The organism is Bradyrhizobium cajani, from assembly GCF_009759665.1.
GTDB classification, from domain to species: Bacteria; Pseudomonadota; Alphaproteobacteria; order Rhizobiales; family Xanthobacteraceae; genus Bradyrhizobium; species Bradyrhizobium cajani.
In genome coordinates, this window is the sequence record NZ_WQNE01000027.1 from 1 (window position 1) to 22,628 (window position 22,628).

24 protein-coding genes are annotated in these 22,628 nt (G+C 65.3%); 10 read left to right on the forward strand and 14 right to left on the reverse strand.

Annotated features, from left to right (window positions below):
- The first annotated feature begins 540 nt into the window (after positions 1–540).
- Entirely contained in the window at positions 541–1,128 is a 588-nt protein-coding gene (locus GPL20_RS26975; RefSeq protein WP_157333360.1) for a TetR/AcrR family transcriptional regulator, read from the forward strand.
- Positions 1,129–1,582: 454 nt separating this feature from the next.
- On the opposite strand, the gene GPL20_RS26980 is transcribed toward GPL20_RS26975, so the two are convergent.
- Positions 1,583–2,233 (reverse strand): response regulator, encoded by a 651-nt coding sequence (locus GPL20_RS26980; protein WP_157333362.1) that lies wholly within the window; start codon positions 2,231–2,233, stop codon positions 1,583–1,585.
- 7 nt (positions 2,234–2,240) lie between these two features.
- The gene (locus GPL20_RS26985) at positions 2,241–3,611 is read right to left on the reverse strand and encodes a sensor histidine kinase (RefSeq protein ID WP_157333363.1); all 1,371 of its coding nucleotides are present in this window, start codon (positions 3,609–3,611) and stop codon (positions 2,241–2,243) included.
- Between the two features lie 183 nt (positions 3,612–3,794).
- Here GPL20_RS26985 and GPL20_RS26990 point away from each other — a divergent pair, with 183 nt between their 5' ends.
- From GPL20_RS26990 to GPL20_RS27010, 5 genes are all read left to right on the forward strand, one after another.
- Positions 3,795–4,580: a MotA/TolQ/ExbB proton channel family protein gene (locus GPL20_RS26990; protein WP_157333365.1), complete on the forward strand. Its 786-nt coding sequence runs from the start codon at positions 3,795–3,797 to the stop codon at positions 4,578–4,580.
- Entirely contained in the window at positions 4,577–5,263 is a 687-nt protein-coding gene (locus GPL20_RS26995; RefSeq protein ID WP_157333367.1) for a DUF2135 domain-containing protein, read from the forward strand. Before GPL20_RS26990 ends, GPL20_RS26995 begins: the two co-directional genes overlap by 4 nt.
- Positions 5,256–5,861, forward strand: coding sequence for a hypothetical protein (locus GPL20_RS27000; protein ID WP_254125052.1), 606 nt, complete (start codon positions 5,256–5,258; stop codon positions 5,859–5,861). Before GPL20_RS26995 ends, GPL20_RS27000 begins: the two co-directional genes overlap by 8 nt.
- A gap of 115 nt (positions 5,862–5,976) precedes the next feature.
- Entirely contained in the window at positions 5,977–6,717 is a 741-nt protein-coding gene (locus GPL20_RS27005) for a metallophosphoesterase family protein (RefSeq protein WP_254125054.1), read from the forward strand.
- A gap of 5 nt (positions 6,718–6,722) precedes the next feature.
- Positions 6,723–8,144, forward strand: coding sequence for a serine/threonine protein kinase (locus tag GPL20_RS27010; protein WP_157333371.1), 1,422 nt, complete (start codon positions 6,723–6,725; stop codon positions 8,142–8,144).
- A gap of 6 nt (positions 8,145–8,150) precedes the next feature.
- On the opposite strand, the gene GPL20_RS27015 is transcribed toward GPL20_RS27010, so the two are convergent.
- The 4 genes from GPL20_RS27015 to rpe all read right to left on the reverse strand — a co-directional run bounded on the left by GPL20_RS27015 (position 8,151) and on the right by rpe (position 10,118).
- On the reverse strand, positions 8,151–8,342 hold the full coding sequence (locus tag GPL20_RS27015; protein ID WP_157333373.1) for a hypothetical protein: 192 nt from the start codon (positions 8,340–8,342) through the stop codon (positions 8,151–8,153).
- A 24-nt stretch (positions 8,343–8,366) separates the two neighbouring features.
- On the reverse strand, positions 8,367–8,546 hold the full coding sequence (locus GPL20_RS27020; RefSeq protein WP_157333375.1) for a hypothetical protein: 180 nt from the start codon (positions 8,544–8,546) through the stop codon (positions 8,367–8,369).
- Between the two features lie 263 nt (positions 8,547–8,809).
- The gene (locus tag GPL20_RS27025; protein ID WP_157333377.1) at positions 8,810–9,367 is read right to left on the reverse strand and encodes a hypothetical protein; all 558 of its coding nucleotides are present in this window, start codon (positions 9,365–9,367) and stop codon (positions 8,810–8,812) included.
- A gap of 49 nt (positions 9,368–9,416) precedes the next feature.
- Positions 9,417–10,118 carry a ribulose-phosphate 3-epimerase gene (rpe, locus tag GPL20_RS27030; RefSeq protein WP_157333379.1) on the reverse strand — a complete coding sequence of 234 codons (702 nt, stop codon included), beginning with the start codon at positions 10,116–10,118 and terminating at the stop codon, positions 9,417–9,419.
- A gap of 252 nt (positions 10,119–10,370) precedes the next feature.
- Here rpe and GPL20_RS27035 point away from each other — a divergent pair, with 252 nt between their 5' ends.
- Positions 10,371–11,159, forward strand: a complete 789-nt coding sequence (locus GPL20_RS27035) for an EF-hand domain-containing protein (protein WP_157333381.1) — start codon at positions 10,371–10,373, stop codon at positions 11,157–11,159.
- Positions 11,160–11,301: 142 nt separating this feature from the next.
- Here the strand turns inward: GPL20_RS27035 and GPL20_RS27040 are convergent, their stop codons facing one another.
- Both GPL20_RS27040 and GPL20_RS27045 read right to left on the reverse strand, forming a co-directional pair.
- Positions 11,302–12,306 (reverse strand): P1 family peptidase, encoded by a 1,005-nt coding sequence (locus GPL20_RS27040; RefSeq protein WP_157333383.1) that lies wholly within the window; start codon positions 12,304–12,306, stop codon positions 11,302–11,304.
- Positions 12,307–12,360: 54 nt separating this feature from the next.
- Positions 12,361–15,171, reverse strand: coding sequence for a PAS domain S-box protein (locus GPL20_RS27045; protein ID WP_167533239.1), 2,811 nt, complete (start codon positions 15,169–15,171; stop codon positions 12,361–12,363).
- 241 nt (positions 15,172–15,412) lie between these two features.
- On the opposite strand from GPL20_RS27045, the gene GPL20_RS27050 reads away from it, so the two are divergent.
- Positions 15,413–15,799, forward strand: a complete 387-nt coding sequence (locus GPL20_RS27050; protein ID WP_157333387.1) for a response regulator — start codon at positions 15,413–15,415, stop codon at positions 15,797–15,799.
- A gap of 74 nt (positions 15,800–15,873) precedes the next feature.
- On the opposite strand, the gene GPL20_RS27055 is transcribed toward GPL20_RS27050, so the two are convergent.
- The 5 genes from GPL20_RS27055 to GPL20_RS27075 all read right to left on the reverse strand — a co-directional run bounded on the left by GPL20_RS27055 (position 15,874) and on the right by GPL20_RS27075 (position 20,969).
- On the reverse strand, positions 15,874–16,992 hold the full coding sequence (locus GPL20_RS27055) for a branched-chain amino acid ABC transporter substrate-binding protein (protein ID WP_157333389.1): 1,119 nt from the start codon (positions 16,990–16,992) through the stop codon (positions 15,874–15,876).
- A 160-nt stretch (positions 16,993–17,152) separates the two neighbouring features.
- Positions 17,153–17,893, reverse strand: a complete 741-nt coding sequence (locus GPL20_RS27060) for an ABC transporter ATP-binding protein (protein WP_254125056.1) — start codon at positions 17,891–17,893, stop codon at positions 17,153–17,155.
- Entirely contained in the window at positions 17,890–18,723 is an 834-nt protein-coding gene (locus GPL20_RS27065) for an ABC transporter ATP-binding protein (protein WP_157333391.1), read from the reverse strand. The genes GPL20_RS27060 and GPL20_RS27065 overlap by 4 nt, the downstream gene beginning before the upstream one ends.
- A complete protein-coding gene (livM, locus tag GPL20_RS27070; RefSeq protein ID WP_157333567.1) occupies positions 18,720–20,021 on the reverse strand; it encodes a high-affinity branched-chain amino acid ABC transporter permease LivM in 1,302 nt (433 codons plus the stop codon). The genes GPL20_RS27065 and livM overlap by 4 nt, the downstream gene beginning before the upstream one ends.
- A 30-nt stretch (positions 20,022–20,051) precedes the next feature.
- Complete coding sequence (locus tag GPL20_RS27075; protein WP_157333393.1) at positions 20,052–20,969, reverse strand: ABC transporter permease subunit; 918 nt, start codon at positions 20,967–20,969, stop codon at positions 20,052–20,054.
- A gap of 266 nt (positions 20,970–21,235) precedes the next feature.
- On the opposite strand from GPL20_RS27075, the gene GPL20_RS39000 reads away from it, so the two are divergent.
- On the forward strand, positions 21,236–21,421 hold the full coding sequence (locus tag GPL20_RS39000) for a hypothetical protein (RefSeq protein WP_167533232.1): 186 nt from the start codon (positions 21,236–21,238) through the stop codon (positions 21,419–21,421).
- 309 nt (positions 21,422–21,730) lie between these two features.
- Complete coding sequence (locus GPL20_RS27085) at positions 21,731–22,255, forward strand: hypothetical protein (RefSeq protein ID WP_157333395.1); 525 nt, start codon at positions 21,731–21,733, stop codon at positions 22,253–22,255.
- On the opposite strand, the gene GPL20_RS27090 is transcribed toward GPL20_RS27085, so the two are convergent.
- Positions 22,217–22,609, reverse strand: coding sequence for a carboxymuconolactone decarboxylase family protein (locus GPL20_RS27090; protein WP_157333397.1), 393 nt, complete (start codon positions 22,607–22,609; stop codon positions 22,217–22,219). The genes GPL20_RS27085 and GPL20_RS27090 overlap by 39 nt on opposite strands.
- Between the last annotated feature and the right edge of the window lie 19 nt (positions 22,610–22,628).

Consider the following 22,628-nt stretch of genomic DNA (forward strand, 5'->3'; position numbering starts at 1 on the left):
GGGTACCCCCAGGGGACGCAGGGGGCGTGGACTCCGGCCAAAATGCTTTTTACGCCGCGATTTAGCAGAGCGGAGAGGACGAAACAAATGATCCGGCCCACGGAGCGAGGTACGGGGGCGGCTATCCACCGGCCGGGCTGAGACGGCCTGCGCCCGGGTCAGAAATTAGCTGTCAATCACGGATCATTGACTGACAGATATTGAAATCTGTCAGCAAGACGTGTATATCCGTTCTCGGACGCTCCGATTGGGCGTCCCGCGACAAGCCCCGGGGAGCCCGACATCCGATGCAAGCTCGGATCGGAGGACGAATTGAAGAACGGGGACCGCGGACGAATGGAGACTTGAGACAATGACGACCGAAATCATCAACTTCACCGGCACGATTGGGCATTGGCTCAATTTGCTGGTGGCGCGCCAGATCGCGGCGCAGGCTGCAAAACTGCCGCATTAAGGCATAGGCTTTCCGAAACGACCGGTGCGGGCGCTTCGGGAGCAGCCCCATCGCTGGTGAACCCTGAACGGGAACAAGGTGCTGGCATGAATGAAGCCGTTATCCTGACGCCGGAGCGGATCCTCGAAGTCACCGAGGACGTCTTGCGGCGTTACGGACTTGCCAAGGCTACCGTGGTCGACGTTGCCCGTGCGCTCGATGTGAGCCACGGCAGCGTCTATCGCCACTTCCCGAGCAAGGCCTCGTTGCGCGAGGCCGTTGCCAAGCGCTGGCTCGACCGCATCGACGCGCCGTTGCGCGCGATCACGGAAGAGCAGGGGCCCGCGCCGGCGCGGCTCGACCGCTGGCTGCGTACGCTATTCGCCGCCAAGCGTTCGCGCGTGCTCGACGATCCCGAGATGTTCCAGACTTATTTGACGCTGGCGCGCGAGGCCTGCGCAGCCGTCAAGTGTCACAAGGACACCATGATCGACCAGATCGCGGCGATCCTGACCGACGGCGTGAAGCAGGGCGTGTTCGCTGTGGTCGACGTCAGGACCACCGCGCGCGCCATCTTCGATGCCACCGTCCGCTTTCACCATCCGGCCCATGCCGACGAGTGGAAGGACGCCGATCTCCCCGCGCGCGTCGATGCGACGCTGGCGCTGGTGCTGCGCGGGTTGAAGGCGGCCTGAGGTCGCAGGGCCCGTTCAATACGCCGTGCGGCCGCGATCAACCTCTCGCCTTGTGAAGTAGAGCGCCGTCGCCAAGCGAGGGCGAGGAAGCCGAATGTCTTCGTGTGCCGAAGGCAGCGTCGGACGATGGCACGACTGGCGGACTCTCCGGATATGCATTGACCGCGATCTCGACGACCTCCTTTGACCGTCTTCGAAGACGGTAGAATGTCAGCTCCTGATCGAGCATGGGGCAGCGGAAGTGGACGATGGCGGTGTCCGGCAGGCGGCAAAGTTCGTCGATGAGCTCGCCCACTGTGATGATAGGGGGATGGTCGACTGCCTTGTGATGACCCTTACTCATGACCTTTTACTCCTTCACTGCCGTACTAACCGGAACCGGATGGGCTCCGTTCCATTTCGTTCGGCAGATTGAGACGCTTCAAGGGACCAGGGCAGTGCGGCAGCTTTGCTGCTAGATCCTCGTCAGCCCGCACGTCGCGGCGAGCCGCACGAGCTGCGCATCCGTGCGCGCGCCGGTCTTCGACTTGATCAGATAATGGTAGTTCTGGACCGTCTTGACGCTGAGATTGAGCTGCGTCGCGATCTGTTCGGTGGTGGCGCCACCGGCGAACTGGCGCAGGATCTCGATCTCGCGTTCCCCCAGTTGATCCAGCGCAGAGCCCGATGACAGGCTGTCCTCGGCCAGAATATGCGCGATGTCGTCGCTCATGGCGCGTTCGCCGCGCGCAACGCTGCGGATCGCATTCACGACCGCCGACGGTTCGCTGCTCTTGGTGACGAAACCGCTGGCGCCGGCATTGAAGGCGGCCTTCACCAGCACCGCCTCGTTGTGCATGGTGAAGACGAGAATCCGCGCCCGTGGGCTGCGCGCGCGGATGTTGCGGATCGCTTCCAGGCCGCTCGCGCCGGGCATCGAGATGTCCATCACGATGACGTCGGGATCGTGCGTCTTGAAGGCGCTGTAGGCATCCGCCGCGTTGTCGGCTTCCGCCACGACATGGAGATCGCCCTGGCTCTCCAGCACGCGTCGGTAGCCTTGCCGGACGATCGGATGATCGTCGACCAGCAGCACCGAGATGCCTGTTGCCGCAACCTCGCTCATGTCGGCCTCACGCGGCGAGCGGGATGGTGGCGGCGACCCTGAGGCCACGGGTCGCGGGCAGGATCGACAACGATCCGCCGGCCGCCGCGACGCGTTCGCGGATGCCGGTGAGGCCGAAGCCGGCCGACTGCGCCACGCGGGCCGCATCGCCGCCGCCGTCGTCCTCGACACGGATCAGGAGCGCGTCATCCTCGCCGGCGCGCCGCTCGATATGCAGGGAGATCTCGCGCGCCGAGCTGTGGCGGAGCGCGTTGGTCAGGCATTCCTGCGCCACGCGATAGGCGGTGGTGGCGGCCGGGCCGCTGATGTCGGTGAGGTCGCCCCTGAGGTCGAGCTGGATCGTCGGCCGCGCCGCGCTCTGTGAGCGCCAGCTATCGACCAGATTGACGAGGCTCGCCTCCAGCCCGAGCTCCTCGGGCAGGGGATTGCGCAGGCGTTTCAGCGCATCGCGCAGCGAGGCCATCAGATGATGAGTGGCCTGCGAGATCATGCGTGCATCCTGCGCGATGCCGTCATCCTTGCTCTCCTTCGCGCTCGCCATCTCGATGGTGTTGGCGAACGCGAGGATGGCCGAGAGATTCTGCCCGAACTCGTCGTGTAGCTCGCGGGCGAGTGCGCGGCGCTCGTCGTCGCGGATCTCGATCAGCCGCCGCGTCAGCGCCGCGCGCTGCTCGGTCGCTTCCTCCAGCCGGCCGCCGAGCGCATCGACGGCATTGCCGATCATCGCCAGCTCCATGGAGCGAAAGCGCGGCAGTTGGGTGCGGTACTGGCCGCGCGCCATGCGTTGCAGGGCGGCGACGATCGCCTGCGCCGGCGCCAGCGCATGCGCGATTGCGAGCGAGGCCAGCAGCGCGATCGCGGCCGCCATCAGCAGCGCGACGTCGATCACGTTGAGGATGTATTCCCAGGCGAGCGAGACGGCGGCTGCGGCGTCGGGCGTCGCGACGACCGTGCCGGCGGCCGCCGCGCGGGGGCTGACGGGCCGTATCACCTCGGCATGGCTGCCAAGAAAGGTCGGCACGATGGCGGTGAACCAGCGCGGCGGCGCCTTGCCTAGCCCCTCGCTCTGGCCACAGAGCGGCTTTTCGAATGCCGCGGCCGGCTGGAACTCGACACAGACACCGGGCGAGATCAGCTTCATCGTGTCCAGCGTACGCCAGTCCGGCACCGGCAGCAGGTGCTCGCGCGTTCTGCTGCTGCGCAACAAGAGCTCGCGCCAGTACAGCGCCTGAAGCGCCTGCGCGACCCGCTGGGCCGAGGCCGCCGTCGCCCGGTCGACGCTGCGATAGGCGTCGAATGTGGCCCACAAGGTCGCGGCCGCCAGGCACAGGGCCACGATGAGAAGCAGACGGGCGACGAGCTGAAGCACGAGGCGCATGCGATCACCCCCAACGTTTGGTAAGGTCAGCCTAACAACGCCGCCGCGCCTTGCCAATTGCGGGGTTCGGCGGGTTTGCAGCTCGGGCAAATTTCCCAACCCGGATTGGGCATGGCTCTTTGGACCGGGCGCGGCGGCTTTGATCTAATCGGCGGGGAATCGTAGTAGGTGGAGCGGCGCAGCATGAGTTCGATGACGATTGGACCGATCGCGGGGCCTGCGACCGACCCGTCCGAGCGCAGTGCGCTCCTGTTCTGGATGATCTTCACCGGGCTTTCGATCTTCGCCGTCGTGCTGCTGTGGCGCTTCGGCCTGATCCATCTGATGCTGACCTCGGACCGCACCTACATTTCGAGCGTGATCGCGGTGCTTTATGTCCTCACCTGCGGCCATTGTTTCCTGCGGACGCGGGCGATTGCACGTGAGGGCGCAGCGGCGCGACGTTGCCGCGCGGTGCTCTCGGCTGTCGGCGGCACCAAGGCGCTCGATGCGGGCGCGACGGCGTTGCCGCGCGGGCTGGTGCGGGATCACATCGAGAGCCTGGTGACCAAGGCCGCCGCGCAGGACTACCGGCCGGTCGACCAGACGCTGCTGCTGCGGACGCTGGCCGACCGCCTGCGCGGCTCCAACGGTTTCGGCGCCTTCGTCTCCGATACGCTGATGAAGCTCGGCCTGCTCGGCACTATCATCGGCTTCATCATCATGCTGGCGCCGATCGCGGGTCTCGATGCCGCCGACAAGGTCGCGATGCGGTCCTCGATGGGCCTGATGAGCGACGGCATGGCGGTTGCGATGTACACGACGCTGGCGGGCCTCGTCGGCTCGATCCTGGTGCGCATCCAGTACTACATGCTCGATGCCGCGACCCAGCGGGTGTTCTCCGATGCCGTGGTGCTGACCGAGACCTATGTGACGCCGGTCCTGGAACGCAAGGGTTCTGGAATCAAGGGTTCTGGGACGCCGTCATGATGGATGATTTCGGTCTCTATCCGCGCGAGGAGCCGTTCGATCCGCTGGGCGTGATGCTGTTCAAGGCGCTCCAGGTGATCGCTTTCCTGTTCTTCCTCGCATTGCTCGCGGTCTCCCCGGATGCCAAGGACGGCAAGATCGACTCCAAGGCGGAGTTCATGATCACGCTGGACTGGCCGGACAATCACCCCGACGATCTCGACCTGTTCGTGCAGGATCCCGCCGGCAACATCGCCTGGTATCGCCATCGCGAGGCCGGCTTCCTCACGCTCGACCGCGACGACCGCGGCGGGGCCAACGATTTCATCATCGTCGCCGGCAAGAAGATCGCCTCGCCCATCCGCGAGGAGATCGTCACGGTGCGCGGCATCCTCGCCGGCGAGTATACCGTGAATGTCTCGCATTTCGTGGCGACGACAGGCGAACCCGTCACGGCCAATGTGAAGGTGCAGAAGCTCAATCCGACCGCGCAGGTGGTCTTCGACAACAAGTTCACACTCGACCACACCGGCGACGAGAAGACCGCGGTGCGGTTCCGGATCGATGCCGAGGGCAAGGTGGTCAACGTGGATCAGCGGCCGAAGTCGCTGCTGGAGACGTTCCGCAGCAGTTGGCGCAACGGCGCCGATCTCGACCCGAGGACCGGTGTGAGCAAGAACACTACGAGGGTGCGCCGTGACTAGTCTGCAAACGGTCATCCTCACGCTGTCGGTCGCCTATGCCGTGATCGGCGCGCTGCTGCTGGTCGTGCTGGTCTATGCGCGCCTGCACTGGTCGCTGAAGGCCGTCGCGGTGGTCGTGACCAGCGCCTTCTATGTCGTCAGCTTCACTGAGATGCGCGGCCTGCTCGGCTGGGCCAGCGCGGACCGGCTGCCGGCCTCCTTCAAGCTGCTGAAGGCCCGCATCGTCGAGCCCCATTCGCTAGAAGGCGATCCGGGTTCGATCTACTTCTGGGTCGAGGCGCTCGATGAGGACAATCGCCCGAGCGGCATTCCGCGGGCCTTTCGTGTGCCCTACAATGACAGACTGGCCGACAAGACCCATGCCGCCGAGAACGAGATTGCGTTGGGACACCCGCAAGGCGGCCGCGCGGCCGATTTCGGCGGCGGCGACGGCAGTCTGATCGACATGGTCCGGGAATATGTGACGCCGAAGACCATTCTGGAGACCAGCGGCGGCGATTCCTCGACCGGCGAGTTCAACGCCCCGCCGGCCGGCGCCCAAGGCGCCGTGTTCACGCCGATCCCGCCACCCCGGATGCCGCCGAAGGACGAGCAATAGGCTCTTCACCATCGATCAGCCCGCGCTGGTAAACGGCGCGGCTCTGGCGCATCTTCTTGACGTCCCTCAATTTGGCCTTATCGGGCTTCAATAAGAATTGGCGGGTGGAGGGTGCGTGCTTCTCGCTGTCTTCTCGGATATCCACGGCAACCGGCAGGCGTTCGAGGCCTGCCTGAAGGTGGCCCGCGCGAAGGGCGCGGAGCGGTTCGTCCTGCTCGGCGACTTCGTCGGCTATGGTGCCGATCCGGAATGGGTCGTGGATACCGCGATGGCGCTCGTCGCCGGAGGCGCTGTGGTGGTTCGCGGCAATCATGATCAGGCGGTCAATTCTTCCGCCGAGACGATGAACGCCGAGGCGCAGATCGCGATCGAATGGACGCGCGGCCGGCTCGACGCCGCGCAGCGGCGTTTCCTGGCCGAATTGCCGATGCTGGTGGAGGACGGCGACCGTCTCTTCGTGCATTCGGAAGCCTCCAGCCCCCAGCGCTGGCACTATGTCCGATCGACGGCGGATGCCGCCAAGAGCCTGATCGCGACGCCCGCCCACGTCACGTTCTGTGGGCACATCCACAGGCCGGCGCTCTATTCGATGTCAGTGACGGCGAAGATGACGAGCTTTGTGCCGAAGACCGACGTCCCCGTGCAGCTCCTGCGCGGGCGGCAATGGCTGGCCGTGCTCGGTTCGGTCGGCCAGCCCCGCGACGGCGATCCGTCCGCATCCTTCGTGCTGTTCGATACGGTCTCGTGCCAGATCACCTATTGCCGCGCACCCTACGATATCGAGATGGCGGCGAGCCGCATCCGCCAGAACGGCCTGCCGCACTGGCTCGCCGACCGGCTGTCGCAGGGACGCTGACGGCGATGCCGAAACCCCTGGTCAAGTCCGGCGCAGTCATCGACAGCTACACCATCGGCGAATGCGTCCATGCCGGCGGCATGGCGACGCTGTGGACCGTCACCCATCCCGGCATCGAGGTGCCGCTGCTGATGAAGATTCCGCGGGTCTCGGAGGGCGAGGATCCCGCCGCGATCGTCTCCTTCGAGATGGAGATGATGATCCTGCCACGGCTTGCGGGGCCGCATGTGCCGGCTTGCTTCGGCACCGGGGATTTCGCGCACCAGGCCTATGTCGTGATCGAGCGCATCTCCGGGACCACGCTCTACAAGCGGCTGCCGGACCTGCCGCTACCGTATGACGAGGCGCGGCAGCTGGTCGCCAGGATCGCGACCGCGCTCGCCGACCTGCACCGGCAGAACGTGATCCACCACGACATCAAGCCGAGCAGCATCATGTTCCGCGACGGCGGCGAGGCGGTGCTGATCGATTATGGCCTGTCGCATCATGACCATCTGCCCGATCTCTTGCAGGAGGAGTTTCGCCTGCCTTACGGCACTGCGCCCTACATGGCGCCGGAACGGCTGCTCGGAGTGCGCGACGATCCGCGCAGCGACCTGTTTTCGCTCGGCGTGCTGCTGTATTTCTTCACCACCGGCGAGCGGCCGTTCGGCGAGGGCGAGACGCTGCGTGCGATGCGGCGCCGGCTGTGGCGCGATCCGCATCCGCCGCGCGCACTTCGCGCGGACTATCCGCCCTGGCTCCAGGAGGTGGTGCTGCGGTGTCTGGAGATCGAGCCGGTGTGGCGCTATCCGACCGCCTCGCAGCTCGCCTTCGATCTCATCCATCCGGATCAGGTCAAGCTCACCGCCCGTTCGGAGCGGCTGAAGCGGGATCCCCTCAGCGTGGCCTGGCGGCGCCGCTTCAATCAGGGTGTCATGGCGCCCCGGGCGAAATCGGATGTCGCTGCGCAAATCGCCTCCAGCCCGATCCTCGCGGTCGCGCTCGACACGGTGGAGGGCGCACCGGAGCTGAACGAGGCGCTGCGCGTGACCACCGAGCGCATTCTTGCCACGCTGCCTTCCGCCCGGCTCGCCTGCGTCAACGTGCTCAAGCTCAATCGGATCACGATCGACCGGACGCTCGACGAGCAGGGCTCCAACAAGCATGTCGACCGCCTGGTCGCGCTCCGCCATTGGGCGACGCCGCTCAAGTTGGAAGAGAGCCGGCTGTCGGTTCACGTGCTGGAGGCGGTCGATCCCGCCGCTGCGCTGCTGGAATTCGCCGAGGTCAATCAGGTCGACCACGTCATCATCGGGGCGCGGCAGAGCTCGTTCCGTCGCACGCTGCTCGGCAGCGTCTCGGCCAAGGTGGCCGCGGAGGCGGCCTGCACCGTCACCGTGGTGCGGCCGCCGCGAATGGCCGCGGATGCGGATGAGGTCGGATAGGTGGGATCAGGCCGCGTGCGCCGTTTGGCTGGCGCGCTTGCGGCGGATCGGCCAGGAGAATTGCGGGCTGGGCTCACCGTGATCGGCGCTGCCGCCAAAATACTGGATGAGCTCGCGGCAGGGCTCGCAGTTGAACAGGTTGCGTGACGCGGATGCCTTGGTCATTTCCTTCAGGCAGTTCGGGCAATGCGGTTTCATGGCTTCAAGTCCGGAAAAGGAATTTCAATGCCGGCGCGGTGACCGGAACGAATGATCAAGGTCCACCGTCTCGGGCCCGGTGTCGTCGCGCATCTCGCCTTCGGTGCGTTCGAACCGACCAAAGAAATAGTCGAGGTTCGGATGGGGACGCCGCGGAATACGGCACCTGCGCTTCGGCTGACGTTTCACGATCGCGGGCTGCATCGGCTTCAGCCCCGATTGCGATGGGCGATGCGGATGGACCGTGCCGGGACCTTGACTGGTCCGGCCGACGGGCCAAACACGACGAATGCACTGAAACAAAGCCACAACGCCACGCCAGTCCAAACCAGAGTCGTCGTCATGATGTGCTCCCGCCAAAACAGGCAGGAATCACTTGCAGTGATTTGCACGAATCAGGGAAGCCCGGATGAGTACGGATCAAGCTTGCAATTTTAGACATTGCGCGTCGCAAGAGCCGCAGCTTCTTACGTGTGCGACCGCCGCATCTTGCCTGCGCGCGCGGCTTCGAGGATATCCCGGACGCGCGGAGCGTTTCGAACACAGCGAAACCCATAACGGCCGGTGTGGTCGGTATCGGGCGAACGGGTCGATCGCCCTGATGCGAAGTTGAGGTGACCGGCGCCACCGCCGACGTCGAGGATTTCGAAGACCGCGTCCATCGCCTGGAACGGCGTCTGGCTGACCGTCCGTCTGCCCCAGGCCGTTCGCAGGATCAGAGTGCGGCGATCGGTGATCAGATAGAGCGTTTGCAGATCTTGCAGCAGCATCACCAGCGGGGCCGCAACCATCGCAACCCCGAGCATCAGGAGAGGTTGGGCCGCCCGGCCGATCCAATCGTTGCTGATGGCGATGACGGTCAGCAACAGCCAGGGGAATCCGATCCACCAGAGAAATCGCCACATGAACATGCGCGCGACGCCGTCGGGCTGGCCCTGCCAGACCACCTGCTCTCCGTCGTGCAGGGTCTCGGCGCGCAGGCGCCGCAGGCCTGCGGAAAACGGAGTGGCACGGATGTCATCCATTGCCATTGGTCGCGGCGGCCGCAAGGCCGGTTCGGACCGCGAATAGCCGTCAGATGGCTTCGCCGCGCGCCGTTGCCGCGGCGTTGCGGATCGCCGCGATGTTGGCCTTGTAGGCCTCCTGCGTGCCGCCCCTGAACACGGAGGTGCCGGCGACGAAGGCGTTGGCGCCCGCCGCGGCCAGGGGCCCGGCGACATCCGGGCCGACGCCGCCATCGACCTCGATGTCGATCGGCCTCCCGGCGGTCATGGCGCGGATGTCGCGGATCTTGTTGATCGCGGAAGGTATGAAGGCCTGGCCGCCGAAGCCGGGATTGACCGACATCACCAGCACGAGATCGACGAGATCGAGGACATATTCGAGCGCGCTGATCGGCGTTGCCGGATTGAGCGAGACGCCGGCCTTCTTGCCGAGGGCGCGAATGGCCTGGAGCGAGCGGTGCAGATGCGGACCGGCCTCCGCATGCACGGTGATGTGGTCGCAGCCGGCTTTGGCAAAGGCCTCGAGGTAGGGATCGCAGGGCGAGATCATCAAATGTGCGTCGAACACCTTCTTGGTATGCGGGCGCATCGCCTTGATGATGTCGGGGCCGTAGGAGATGTTGGGAACGAAGTGCCCGTCCATCACGTCGAGATGGATCCAGTCGGCGCCGGCGGCATCCACCGCGCGTACCTCTTCGCCGAGCTTTGAGAAATCCGAGGCCAGAATCGAGGGCGCGATTGCCAGGGGGCGGGGGGCGAAGGCTTGGGTCATGGCGCGGTTTCCCGTGGCGGCCGTGAAGGATGAACCTCGCCTAACATGGGCCTCTACGCCGGGCAATGCAGGGGCGGTCGGCTTCCTGTGGGCGGAAATTTCTGCCGCGAGCGGCATGTATTGCCGGTGTTCCCGCGCCGCGCAAAGTGCGGTGAAGGCGGATTTCATTGGGTTTTTCGCGCTGGCACGCCACTTGCTGACCTCACCTTCAGAACATTGGCCGCGGCGTGCCGCATCGGTTGGAGTAGTGCAATGTTGTTAGCCCTTGGCGCCGTATCGAGCGCGCTCGACGCGATTCAATCGCTGACGAACTCGAAATCGTCGTCGTCGACGCAGAAGACGGGATCATCGCAAAAAGGCGCGGCCAATCCGTTCGCGATCGACAGCGGCAGCAGCACGGCCAGCTCCACGACCTCGACGGCCAATTCGGGTCATCACGCGCAGATCGCGCCGGAAACGATGAGCGCGCTGCTCGCGGCACAGAGCCAGTCGACGGACGCCACGGCGGGCACGGCCAGCTCGACGTCCACGTCCTCGACGTCAAAGGGACGGGAAGCTGCGCTGAAGGACCTGTTCTCGCAGATCGATGCGGATGGCGACGGCAAGATCACCAAGTCCGAATTCGAGGACGCGCTGGGCGCCGGCGGCACCAACCTGGCGCAGGCCGACGACGTGTTCTCGAAGCTGGATGCGAATTCCGACGGCAGCGTCAATCTCGGCGAGATGTCGAAGGCGCTGAAGAGCGGCCATCACGGCCATCATCAGGCGCAAGGCGCGGGCGATGCGTCCGGCAGCGGCTCGGATTCCTCGTCGCAATCGGGTGGCGGGTCGACCTCGACCACGACGACCAACGCCGACGGATCGACCACCACCACCGTCACCTATGCCGACGGCTTCAAGATGTCGACGACCGTGCCGGGCGCGGCCAGCTCTTCCGCGAATTCGGCCTATGATCTGTTCGCGCAGTTGATGCAGCGGCAAGGCGGGCAGGTGCAAGGCGCCTCAGCGTCTGCCGGCTCGTCCATGTCGATGAGCGTGTAGGGCTTGTTCGCCGTCATGCCCCGCGAAGGCGGGGCATCCAGTACGCCGCGGCTCCCCGGTTAAATCACTCCTGTTTCTGCAATACTGGATCGCCCGGTCTTCGCCGGGCGATGACACGTAATGTGTGGCGAGAGGCGCGCGCTCACGTCGCGTCGAACCGATCCTTCCACGCCGGCAGCGCGCCGGCGAATGGCAGCGCGGTCGCATTGTAAACGCCGCGGGCGATCGCGCGCGCGACCACGTTGGCCGCGACCGTGCCAAGCTCGGTGAGGCCAACGAGCGGCTCGATCGGCTTCTCGCATGTGGCGGCGGCAAACAGCACGTCGCCGTCAGTCGGCGCATGCACCGGATAGATCGCGCGGGCAAAGCCGGTATGCGCGATCATCGCCAGCCGCTTGGCCTGGGGTTTGGTCAGCACCGCGTCGGTGACGACGGCGCCGATTGTGGTGTTCTCACGCGCGCTCGCCGCAGGACCGCCCTTGATGCGCATGCGGAGCATGTCGTCGGTGAACTTGTCCGGCAGGCCGCGTCCGCCGAATTCGCCGTCCAGCTCGAACGGCGCCGCCCAGAACCATGGCCCGTTGCCGACGGTGACGCTGCCCACCGCGTTGACGGCGACGATCGCCGCGACCTTGACACCGTCGGGCGTGACTGCAGAGGCCGAGCCGAGCCCGCCCTTGAACGTCGCGGTGGTGGCGCCGAGGCCGGCACCGACGCTGCCGAGCGTGAAGCCCGTGCTGGCGGCAGCGGCCGCCGCGGCGTAGCCGAGGTCGCGATAGGGCGAGAAGCGTCCCCAGGCCTTGTCGCCGCCATTGAGGAGGTCGAACAGGATCGCGCCCGGAACGATCGGGATCAGCGCCTCGCGAACCCGGTGGCCGCGGCCCTGTTCGGCGAGCCAGGCCTGCACGCCGCCGCCGGTATCGAGGCCAAAGGCGGAGCCGCCCGACAGCGCGATCGCGTCGACGCGCTCGACGGTGTTGGCGAGATCGAGCAGTGCATCCTCACGCGTGCCGGGGCCGCCGCCGCGCACGTCGATCGCCGCGACGGCCGGCTGGTCGAAAATGATCGCGGTCGTGCCTGAGGCGAGCTTCGCATCCTCGGCGTGGCCGACGCGGACGCCGGCGATATCGGTGAGAAGGTTTTTCAAGGGCGGCACTCCGTGCGCTGCTGGCAGCAGCGATAGCGCACCGGGCCCGCCGGCTCAACTCGCAAGCGCCGTCCTGAGCATCTTGGCGAGCTCGGACTTGCGGTAGGGCTTGGCCAGCAGCAGCACGCCGGAGTCCAGCCGGCCGTGATGGACGATGGCGTTCTCGGTGTAGCCCGAGGTGAACAGCGTCTTGAGGTCCGGGCGGCGGCGGGCAGCTTCGTCAGCAAGCTGGCGGCCGTTCATGTTGCCCGGCATGATGATGTCGGTGAAGAGCAGGTCGATGTCCTTGTCGGCATCGATGATGGTGAGGGCTTCGGCCGCATTTGCGGCTTCGAGCGCGGCATAGCCGAGGCTCTTGACCTGGGTCACCACATATTGCCGGACCAGCGCGTCGTCCTCGACGATCAGGATCCTCTCGCTGCCGCCGGTGATGGGCACGTTCTGAAGCGCCTCGTACTCGGTCTCCTGGACGCCTGTGGAGCGCGGCAGGTAGATCTTCACGCTCGTGCCGTGGCCTTCCTCGCTGTAGATCTTGATGTGGCCGCCGGACTGCTTGACGAAGCCGAACACCATGCTGAGGCCGAGGCCGGTGCCCTTGCCGACCTCCTTGGTGGTGAAGAACGGGTCGAACACCCGGTCGATCAGCTCGGCCGGGATTCCGCTGCCGGTGTCGCTGACCGCGATCATCACGTAATTGCCGGCGACGACGTCGGGGTTCATGCTGGCATAGCCGTCGTCGAGGAAGACGTTGCGGGTTTCCAGCACCAAGGTGCCGCCCTCGGGCATGGCGTCGCGCGCATTCAGCGCGAGATTGAGGATCGCGGTGGAAAGCTGGCCCGGGTCGACCAGCGTCGGCCAGGCATCCTCGGTGAGCTGCGGCATGATGGTGATCTGTTCGCCCAGCGTCGGATGCAGCAGCTTGGCGGCCTCGAGCGCCAGCGCATTGACGTCGATTTCGCGCGGCTGGAGCGGCTGCTTGCGGGCGAAGGCGAGCAGATGCTTGGTCAGCTGCGCGCCGCGCTCGGCGGCATCGTCGATCAGCTTGGTGATGGCGGCAAGCTCGGGCCGGTCGGCGACGGCGTCGCTGAGAATGCCGATGGTGCCGGTGATGACGGTCAGGACGTTGTTGAAGTCGTGGGCGACGCCGCCGGTCAATTGGCCGATGGAGTCCATCTTCTGGACCTGCCGGAGCTGGGCCTCGGCGGCCTGCTTGTCGGTGAGATCGCGGCCGATGAAGAAATGGCGCTTCACCGGCTCGGACCAGGTGCCCATCCAGTTCAGCGTGACCTCGTGGCCATCGTAATGGTAGTAGCGCGCCTCGAAGCTGCGCTTGACCGCGCCACGCCGCGCCGCGCGCATCTCGCTCCGCGTGTTCTCGAGGTCGTCGGGATGGATGAATTCGGTCGCGCTGTGCCCGATCAGGTCTTCCGGGCCGAAGCCGAGGATGGTCTTCACGCTCGGGCTGACCTGGATGAAATTGCCATAACCGTCCGTGACCAGAATCAAGTCCTGCGAGGTCTCGAAGATGCGCTGGCGTTCCTCGATCTCGCGGCGAAGCTTCTCCCGTGCCTCCTTCTCCTCGGTGATGTCGTGCGCGATCTTGGACGCCCCGATGATTTCGCCGTTGTCCGATTTCAGCGGAGAAACATTCAGGACGACGTCGAGCGCGGTGCCGTCTTTTCGAATCCGCACGGTCTCGTGCTGGGCGACCGACTCGCCGCCGGCGATCCGGTTGAGGATACTCCTGACCTCGGCCTTGTGATCCGGTGGCACGATGATGTCGATCGGCTGGCCGACGGCCTCCGCGGAGGAGTAGCCGAACAGCTGTTCGGCGGCCTTGTTCCAGCCGGTGATGACACCATCGAGCGTTTTCGTGATGATGGCATCGTTGGAGGACTCGACCACGGCGCCATAGAGCGCGAGGCGCTTGCCATAGAAGTCGCGATCCGACGCCGATTGCTCGCGCAGCCTGCCGACGAGACCCACCGTCCGGGCCTGAAGGCGAACGTTCTCGATCAGCAGCACCGCGAGCACGAAGCTCGACGCGCTGAGGCCGTAGAGACGGCCGACGTAGAAACCGAGATCGAAGCGCGCGACGTTGACGATCGCCGACAGCGCGATGTCGAACAGCCAGGCGCACATCACGACCATGAGCCAGACGTCGATCACCGAATGCGGCCTGCGGAACCAGAGCGAGACGAGTGCGGCGAAGCTCAGCGACCACACGAACGACACGACGCCGAGCATGGTCGGCGTGTAATGGCCGTCGCGCAGCAGCACCGGCAACAGATCATGCTGGGCGGTGACGATCCAGGCAAAGACGGCGATGGAGGCGATCACGCCGAGTATGCTGGCGTAGATCGCCCTGCTCGTCGCGCCCCGGATCCTGGCGCCACCGTCGGCCTCCTTCAGCCAGGCATAGCCCAGCACGAACAGCGGGAAGCCGCCATGCCAGATCATGTACAGCCAGACGGTGGTCTGCCGGCCGGCGCCCAACAGTCCGGTCGGCGCGAACAGCCCGGGGAAGGTCAGGGCATGGACCAGCGCCGCCGCGGCGGTGAACAGATAGCCGGTGGCGAGCCACAGCAGCGCACGCGTCCGCAGGATTGCAAACTGCGACAGTAGCAGCACCGCGGTGATAATGTCGCTGACGGCTAAGGCCGATTGGTAGCTTGCGACGAAAGCCGGAACGGGCGGGAGCGGGATACCTGCGAAGGGAACCGCGATTGCGAACAGGATCGAGGAGACGCCAACGATCGCCAGCGCCGTGGTGCGATCGGTCGAGGTGGCCGGCAGGGTCGAAAGGAACGCACTTCGGTCGATCATCGTGGACACGTCCACCTTTCGCAGACCGGTTTTGACCATCTTCGACGATGTCATTGATATCCCCGCGGCTTTCGCTCCATGGTAGCGGGTTCCGAGGCTCGCCTCCTGAACCTTGCGGACACGACTCAACCGAAGGTTAGAGCTTACTTAATTTCGGCCGGAACACCGAACAGGGACGGGTAAGGTGCGCTTTACTGGACGGTGTCATAATGCCCCTCCGCTCGGCGGGTTCCAGGTTTGAATCAGGCGATTTGATCTCAATCTTCGGGAGTTGGTCCCTATGTCCCGCGTTCTCGTCATCGACGACCAGAAGGATGTCCGCGCAATGGTCGCGATCGTGCTTCGGGTCAATCGTTTCGAGGTCGTGGAGGCCGACAGCGGTGCGGCAGGGTTGAAAGCCTTCGCGGAGGCTGCCTTCGACGCGGCGATCGTGGATATCTTCCTCGGCGACACCAGCGGCGTCGATGTCATCGCCAGCTTGCGCGAGCGCGCACCAGGCTTGCCGGTCGTCGCCGTTTCCGGGATGACGGCGCTCGATTTCATGGAGCAGTCGTCGCATCTCGCCGACGTTGTCTGCCTGCAAAAGCCGTTCCGGCCGAACGACCTGCTGCAAGCGCTCCGGCGGGCTCAGGCCGCCGCGGGTGGCGAGCTGCCGGCCACCGTCTGAGCGTTCCGCAAGAAGCGCCCCGGGCGAGCCGGGGCGCGGTAACGATGGCATGGTGGCGCGAGGCCTGATGGGCTTCAGGTACCGCCGCCGACGATCTCGGCGTAGCCGCCCTTGGCGTCCCACTTGTAGACGACGTAGTCGATCTGCTTGATGTCGCCCTTGGCGTCATACTCGATCGGGCCGATCACCGTGTCCCACTTGCCGGCCTTCATCGTCTCCATCACCTTCTTGGCGTCGGTGGTGCCGGCCTTCTTGGCGGCCTGCGACCAGACCTGCATCGCCGCATAGGTGTAGAGCGTGTAGCCCTCGGGATCGATGCCCTTGGCCTTGAAGGCCTCGACGATCTTCTTCGCAGTCGGCTTGTTGCGCGGATCGGGGCCGAAGGTGAACAGCGTACCTTCGCCGGCCGGGCCGGTGATGGAGGCGTATTCCTTGTCGGCGAGCGCGTCGCCGGCCATCAGCACGGTCTTGAGGCCCTGGTCGCGCATCTGACGCAGGATCAGGCCGCTCTCCTGATGATAGCCGCCGACATAGACGAGGTCGATGTTGTCGCGCTTCAGACGCGAGACGATCGCGTTGAAGTCCTTGTCGCCCTTGTTATAGGACTCGTACATCTTCTCGGTGATGCCGGCCTTGTTGAGCGCCTTCTTGGTCTCGTCCGCCAGACCTTTGCCGTAGGTGGTCTTGTCGTTGAGGATCGCGATGTTCTTGCCCTTGAAGTTCTTCGCGATGTATTGCGCCGCGATCAGGCCCTGCTGGTCGTCGCGGCCGCAGACGCGCGCCACGTTCCAGAGCTTGCGCTCGGTGAAGGTCGGGTTGGTCGAGGCTGGCGTGATCTGGAGCACGTTGCCGTCGGCATAGGCTTCGGACGCCGGGATCGACGACGATGAGCAATAGTGCCCGGCGACGAATGGGATCTTGGCGCCCGCGATCTTCTCTGCGATCGAGCGGGCCTGCTTCGGATCGCAGGCGTCGTCGTTGACACTGAGCGCGAGCTTCTTGCCGCCGACGCCGCCGGCGGCATTGATGTCAGCGACCGCCATTTCGGCGCCGTTCTTCATCTGGCGGCCGAAGGCGGATTCGCCGCCCGTCATCGGGCCTGCGACTGCGACGGTGACATCCTGCGCGAATGCCGCGCTCGACAGTGCAATCGACGCGCCGAATGCCAGACCGATGAGCTTCAGTGATTTCATGAGATACCTCGCGGGTGGTCGCCTGTGGAAGTTGCCGGGCATGCCCGGTCCAAACCGGTGCCATTCTCGAATGAAATTGGCGAGAAGTCACCGGCAAAATACGAGCAAGGCGGAGATATCTCGCCACTTTCGGCCGCACGTGGTCCGGCCTCGGGCGGGGTCAGCCGTGCCGGCCGCCTTCCAGATAGGCGGCGCGAATCTCGGGGCGCTGCAACAACTCGGCGCCGGTCCCGGCCAGGGTGATCAGGCCGTTGACCATGACATAGCCGCGATGGGCGAGCTTGAGCGCATGGTTGGCGTTCTGCTCGACGATCAGCACGGTCAGGCCGTCCTGCCGGTTCAGGGTGCGGATCGCGTCGAAAATCTGGCGGGCGATCAGTGGCGCGAGCCCCAGTGAAGGCTCGTCGAGCAGGAGCAGGCGGGGGCGGCTCATCAAGGCGCGGCCGATCGCCAGCATCTGCTGCTCGCCGCCGGACAGGGTTCCGCCGCGCTGGGCGTAGCGTTCCTTCAGCCGCGGAAACAACGTGAACACGCGTTGCAGCGTCGCCTCGCGTTCCGCATCCGTGCATCCAGTGGCATCCGCCCCCATCTGGAGGTTTTCCGCCACGCTCATGCGTGGGAAGATGCGGCGGCCTTCCGGTGATTGCGCAATGCGCAAATGCGCGATCGCGTGGGTGGGAACGTCGGTGATGTCGCGGCCTTCGTACAGGATCTGGCCGGCGCGGGCGCGCGGCTTGCCGAAGATCGTCATCATCAGCGTCGACTTGCCGGCGCCGTTCGCGCCGATCAGCGCGACGATCTCGCCGGCATTGATCTCGACGTCGACGCCCTTGAGCGCCTCGATCTTGCCGTAGGCGGCGTGCAGGGCCCGGATCGCGAGCAGGGGGGTGGCTGACGTCACGAGCCGCTCTCCATCACGGCCACGGCCTCTTCCTCGTCGGTGCCGAGATAGGCGGCGATCACCTTGGGATCGTCGCGGACCTCGCGCGGCGTGCCCTGTGCGATCTTGACGCCATGATCCATCACCACGATGTGGTCGGAGATTTCCATGACCACCGACATGTCATGCTCGATCAGCAGGATCGAGGTGCCGAGTTCGTTGCGGATCGACAGCAGGAGCTCGCTCAAGGCCGCGCTCTCGCGCGCATTGAGCCCGGCGGCCGGCTCGTCCAGGCACAAAAGTGCAGGCTCGGTGCACATCGCGCGCGCGATCTCGAGGCGGCGCTGGTCGCCATAGGCGAGATTGCCGGCGGCATCGTCGGCGCGGTCGAGCAGATTGACCCGCCTGAGCCAGTCGGTGGCGAGATCGATCGCGTGCCTTTCGGCGTCCCGGTAGACGGGCGCGCCAACGAGGCCGAGCAAGGTGAAGCCGGAGGCGCGCATCAGGGCGTTGTGCTGCGCCACCATCAGGTTTTCCAGCGCGGTCATGCCGGGAAACAGACGGATGTTCTGAAAGGTACGGGCGACCTTGGCCTGCTTGGCGATGCGGAAATCGTTCAGCCGCTCCAGCGCGATCACCCTGCCGTCGTCATGGGTGAGGCGGATGGTGCCGCCGCTCGGCTTGTAGAAGCCGGTGATGCAGTTGAAGACGGTGGTCTTGCCGGCCCCGTTGGGGCCGATCAGCGCGGTGATCTTCTTCCGGTCGGCGGCGAAGGACAGATCCTGCACGGCGACGATGCCGCCGAAGCGCATGGTCAGCCGGTCCACGCTGAGAATCTTGTCGTCGCTCATCCGTGCCCTTCCTTGACGAGGTCGGAGGAGATCGCCTGTGCCTTGGTCAGATACACCGTCGGGGCGCGGTGGCCGATCAGGCCGCGCGGCCGCCAGATCATGATCAGCACCATGGCCATGCCGAACACCAGCATGCGGTAGGTCTCGAGGCCGCGGAACAGCTCGAAGCCGCCGATCATGGTGAGTGCGGCAAGCGCGACGCCGAGCTGCGAGCCCATGCCGCCGAGCACGACGATGGCAAGCACCAGTGCCGATTCCTGGAAGGTGAAGGATTCCGGGCTGATGAAGCCCTGACGGGTGGCGAAGAACGCGCCGGCAAAGCCGCCGAACATGGCGCCGGTCGCGAACGCCGTGAGCTTGGTGGTCGTGGTGTTGATGCCGAGCGCGCGGCAGGCGACCTCGTCCTCGCGCAAGGCCTCCCAGGCGCGCCCGATCGGCAGGCGGCGCAGGCGGATCGTCACCCAGTTGGTGAGGAGCGCAAGCGCCAGGATCACGTAGAACAGGAAGACGATGCGGTGGGTCGCCGAATACTCGATGCCGAGCCTGGCGGCGAGCCCGTCATCGCTGTTGTCGAGCGGGATGCCGAAGAAGGAGGGACGCGGGATTCCGGTGACGCCGTTGGGACCGCCGGTCAGCTCCTGCCAGTTGATGATGACGAGGCGGATGATCTCGCCGAAGGCGAGCGTCACGATGGCGAGATAGTCGCCGCGCAGGCGCAGCACGGGAAAGCCGAGCAGCACGCCCCAAAACGCGGCGAGGATGCCGGCGAGCGGCAGGCAGACCCAGAACGACCAGCCGAAATTGGTGGCGAGCAGGGCGTAGGAATAGGCGCCCACCGCGTAGAAGGCGACGTAGCCGAGATCGAGCAGGCCGGCCAGGCCGACCACGACGTTCAATCCCCAGCCCAGCATCACATAGGTGAGCACGAGGATCCCGAGATCGAGGATGTAGCGCTGGTCATAGAAAATGACGGGCACCAGCAGCGTGAAGATCAGAAGCGCCGGCGCGAGGTAACGGCCGACGAACGACATTCCGCTTTGTATCGCCGGCGGCACCAGCTTCTCGGTGCCGGTCGGGCCGATCCATTGCCGGAGCAGCTCGATCACGATCGAGCCGCCGAACACGATGGCGACGAGCGAGGCAAGCTCGCCGAAGCGCGTCACATAGGTGAGCTGGCCGTCGGAGCCCGCCTCGGTGCGGATGCCGACCATCAGCGAGAAAAGCACCAGCGCGATCAGCGCGTTGACGAAGGCGGTCTTCAGGAGGGAGGGGATGCCCGTTGCGGGTTTGGCCGTCATGTTTGAAGGAGCTGTCACGCGGCCGGTCCGTCAGACTTTTTCGACTTCGGGACGGCCGAGCAGGCCGGTCGGCATGAAGATCAGCACGACGATCAGGATCGAGAACGCCGCGACGTCCTTGTACTCGACCGAGAAATAGGCCGACCAGAACGTCTCGATCAGGCCGATCGCGAGCCCGCCGAGCATGGCGCCCGGCAGCGAGCCGATACCGCCGAGCACGGCCGCGGTGAACGCCTTGATGCCGGCGACGAAGCCCATGAAGAAATCGACCAGGCCGTAATAGAGCAGGTACATCAGGCCCGCGACCGCGGCGAGCGCCGCGCCGATCACGAAGGTCATGGAGATGGTGCGGTCGACGTCGACGCCGAGCAGCGCCGCCATGGTCTGGTCCTGCTCGCAGGCGCGCATGTCGCGCCCGAGCCGCGTGCGCGACACCAGCCAGGTGAAGATCGCGAGCAGCACGATGGTGGTGACGACCACCATGATCTGGATGTTGGAGAGCTGGATGACGAAGCCGTCCGGGCTCTCATGCAGCGTATAGCCGCCGGTGATGAAGGGCGGGATCGGCTTGACGCGCGCGCCCTGTGCCACCTGCGAGTAGTTGGTCAGCACGAAGGACATGCCGATCGCCGACAGCATCGGGGCGAGACGGAAGGAATGGCGCAGCGGCCGGTAGGCGATGCGCTCGATGGTCCAGCCATAGAGCGCGGTGATCGCCATCGACACCAGGAGCACGACAAGCAGGATCAGGGGGATCGCGGTCAGGCCGAACGAGACCAGGATCAGGAAGGTGATCAGCGCAATGAAGCCGCCGATCATGAAGACATCGCCATGGGCGAAGTTGATCATGCCGACGATGCCGTAGACCATCGTGTAGCCGATTGCGATCAGGCCGTAGATGGAGCCGAGTACGAGGCCGTTGATGAGCTGCTGGGCGAAATAATCCATGGACTGCCGTTACCACACCTGACGCGGCTCAAAGGGAGCTCTTCGAGAGAGAGTTCTTGGGCCCCGGCAGCCCTTGAGCATTCTTGTAGTTTTGTAACAGGAGGGAACTGGCCGCCGCAACAGGCGAAGCCTCCACATAAAGGCTTGTGCAGAGCTCATTTCGCGTTTCGGGTTCCGCAAGTGCGAGGAACCGGGTTCCGCGACGCAACCAAAAGGGCCGCAAGCCGTTGTCTGGCCTCTGACGTCCAACAAGGGAGTTTCCCCCGATGACGAAGCAGCAGAATCAGAATCCGGGTCAGCAGAGTCAGAACCCCGGTCAGCAGCGCCCAGGCCAGCAGCCAGGGCAGCAGCAGGGCGGCGGCCAGAAACCCGGACAGCAGCAGCAGAATGACCCGATGCGCCAGGGCGACCGGCCCGGTCAGCAGGCGGGCCAGCGCACTCAGGACGATTAGTTTGGGAGCCCAAGACCGAGGGTAGTGAAGACTGAGGTAGTGAAGAGGAGCCCCGCCGAAAGGCGGGGCTTTTTTCTTTGTTTGGAGTCATTCCGGGGCGGCTCGAAGAGCCGAACTCCGGTGCGCAATTGCGCACCTGAGAATCTCGAGATTCCGGGTCTGGTGCTGACGCACCATCCCGGAATGACGACGTCTGCGGGGGCAGTTAAGGTAAACAAAGGGTTTAAATTGCCGCCCCAGTCCGATGCGAGTTAGCTCCCGGCAAAGCCTTCTCATTGAAGGCCTTCGGCAAACCAAGCGGGAAGCGGCATGTTCGGGAATTGGCGGATCGGCTCGGTCAACGGCGCGCTGCTGGCGGCCTATTTCATCCCGGCCTGGACGCTGGTCGCCTTCAACATCATCGTGGCTCCAGTGCATGGTCTCTACGAGCGGCCGAGCGTCGCAGTCGCGCTGTTCCTCAGCGATCATCTCGAGATGGCGGGGATGAGCACGGTCCGCGCAGCCTGGCTGCTGGCGCTGGGACGGCTGACCGTTGTGGCGTTCTTTGCGATCTATCTCGCGCTGGTCTGCATCCCCCGTACCCGCAAGAATGGCGGCAGCGACGAGGCACTCGGCATTGCGCTTGCGATCGGCAACGCGATCTCGTTTGCGAGCATGGTGATGGCCTCCAAGGTCGGCGAGATGGCCGCCCTCCGGCTGCATGCTACCGAGCTGCTGCTTTTGCTCGGCGCCGCGATCGTGATGGTGATCGAGAAGCCGGCGGCGGTGCCGAAGACCGTCGAGGCCCCCGCGCCGTTAGGGCTTGAGCAGGCCGAGCTCCTGCACAATCGCTGAGGCTTCCTTCACGGCGTGGTTCGCGGCCGGCACGCCGCAATAAATCGCCTGCTGCAGCAGGATCTCCTTGATGTCGTCGGGCGTGAAACCGCCTTCGGCAAGCGCCGCGCGCACATGCAGGCGGAACTCGTCCCATTGCCCGAGCGCGACCATGGTGCCGATCACCAGTACCCGCCGGGTGCGTTCGTCGAAATGCGGCCGCGTCCAGATCTCGCCCCAGGCGTAGCGGGTGATCAGGTCCTGGAAATCGGTGTTGAAGGCGTTGCGGTTCGCGATCGACTTGTCGACCCAGGCATTGCCGAGCACTTTTCGGCGCACGTTCATGCCGGCATCGCGGCGCTTCTGGTCGTCCATAGTATCCTCCTCTCCGTCA

What these genes read in the sequence shown, in the direction of transcription:
- GPL20_RS39000 (WP_167533232.1), top strand. Translation starts at nt 21,236, where the DNA reads ATGACGAAGCAGCAGAATCAGAATCCGGGTCAGCAGAGTCAGAACCCC.
- GPL20_RS27055 (WP_157333389.1), bottom strand. Translation starts at nt 16,992, where the DNA reads ATGAAATCACTGAAGCTCATCGGTCTGGCATTCGGCGCGTCGATTGCA.
- GPL20_RS27020 (WP_157333375.1), bottom strand. Translation starts at nt 8,546, where the DNA reads ATGCAGCCCGCGATCGTGAAACGTCAGCCGAAGCGCAGGTGCCGTATT.
- GPL20_RS26980 (WP_157333362.1), bottom strand. Translation starts at nt 2,233, where the DNA reads ATGAGCGAGGTTGCGGCAACAGGCATCTCGGTGCTGCTGGTCGACGAT.
- GPL20_RS27090 (WP_157333397.1), bottom strand. Translation starts at nt 22,609, where the DNA reads ATGGACGACCAGAAGCGCCGCGATGCCGGCATGAACGTGCGCCGAAAA.
- GPL20_RS27025 (WP_157333377.1), bottom strand. Translation starts at nt 9,367, where the DNA reads ATGGATGACATCCGTGCCACTCCGTTTTCCGCAGGCCTGCGGCGCCTG.
- rpe (WP_157333379.1), bottom strand. Translation starts at nt 10,118, where the DNA reads ATGACCCAAGCCTTCGCCCCCCGCCCCCTGGCAATCGCGCCCTCGATT.
- GPL20_RS26995 (WP_157333367.1), top strand. Translation starts at nt 4,577, where the DNA reads ATGATGGATGATTTCGGTCTCTATCCGCGCGAGGAGCCGTTCGATCCG.
- GPL20_RS26990 (WP_157333365.1), top strand. Translation starts at nt 3,795, where the DNA reads ATGAGTTCGATGACGATTGGACCGATCGCGGGGCCTGCGACCGACCCG.
- GPL20_RS26975 (WP_157333360.1), top strand. Translation starts at nt 541, where the DNA reads ATGAATGAAGCCGTTATCCTGACGCCGGAGCGGATCCTCGAAGTCACC.
- GPL20_RS27065 (WP_157333391.1), bottom strand. Translation starts at nt 18,723, where the DNA reads ATGAGCGACGACAAGATTCTCAGCGTGGACCGGCTGACCATGCGCTTC.
- GPL20_RS27085 (WP_157333395.1), top strand. Translation starts at nt 21,731, where the DNA reads ATGTTCGGGAATTGGCGGATCGGCTCGGTCAACGGCGCGCTGCTGGCG.
- GPL20_RS27015 (WP_157333373.1), bottom strand. Translation starts at nt 8,342, where the DNA reads ATGAAACCGCATTGCCCGAACTGCCTGAAGGAAATGACCAAGGCATCC.
- GPL20_RS27035 (WP_157333381.1), top strand. Translation starts at nt 10,371, where the DNA reads ATGTTGTTAGCCCTTGGCGCCGTATCGAGCGCGCTCGACGCGATTCAA.
- GPL20_RS27010 (WP_157333371.1), top strand. Translation starts at nt 6,723, where the DNA reads ATGCCGAAACCCCTGGTCAAGTCCGGCGCAGTCATCGACAGCTACACC.
- GPL20_RS27075 (WP_157333393.1), bottom strand. Translation starts at nt 20,969, where the DNA reads ATGGATTATTTCGCCCAGCAGCTCATCAACGGCCTCGTACTCGGCTCC.
- GPL20_RS27045 (WP_167533239.1), bottom strand. Translation starts at nt 15,171, where the DNA reads ATGGTCAAAACCGGTCTGCGAAAGGTGGACGTGTCCACGATGATCGAC.
- GPL20_RS26985 (WP_157333363.1), bottom strand. Translation starts at nt 3,611, where the DNA reads ATGCGCCTCGTGCTTCAGCTCGTCGCCCGTCTGCTTCTCATCGTGGCC.
- livM (WP_157333567.1), bottom strand. Translation starts at nt 20,021, where the DNA reads ATGACGGCCAAACCCGCAACGGGCATCCCCTCCCTCCTGAAGACCGCC.
- GPL20_RS27050 (WP_157333387.1), top strand. Translation starts at nt 15,413, where the DNA reads ATGTCCCGCGTTCTCGTCATCGACGACCAGAAGGATGTCCGCGCAATG.